General features: G+C 64.9%; 1 protein-coding gene. It reads right to left on the bottom strand.

The features are described from left to right. A partial coding sequence (locus tag SB756_RS29215; protein WP_410913027.1) for an AraC family transcriptional regulator ligand-binding domain-containing protein occupies window positions 1-296 on the bottom strand: 296 nt, incomplete at both ends.

Below are 296 nucleotides of genomic sequence, written 5' to 3'. Positions count from 1 at the left end.
ATATAGGGCTGGGGGCCATGCATCAGTTGCACCTGGCGCAGGGGCAGGGAGCAGCCCAGCAGGTCCTGGCAGGTGACCCGGTAGGACGACATGCAGAAATCGGTGTTGAACACCTCAAGTTCGCTTTCGCTGTACTGGTCGGCGGTGAGCCAGGCCAGGCCGTCGCGGACCTCAAGGTCGAGGCGGAAGAAGGTGCCCAGCAGCAAGGGGTAGCGCAGCGCCAGGGACCAGCCTTCGCGCAGGGTGGCGCTGGTCAGCAGGGTCAGGCCGAACATGCCGTAGGCGGAAATGTGCAG

Source organism: Pseudomonas sp. SIMBA_068, from assembly GCF_046534705.1.
Classification (GTDB): Bacteria; Pseudomonadota; Gammaproteobacteria; order Pseudomonadales; family Pseudomonadaceae; genus Aquipseudomonas; species Aquipseudomonas putida.
Note: the sequence above shows the minus strand (reverse complement) of the source record. Positions and strands in the feature narration are given on the sequence as shown.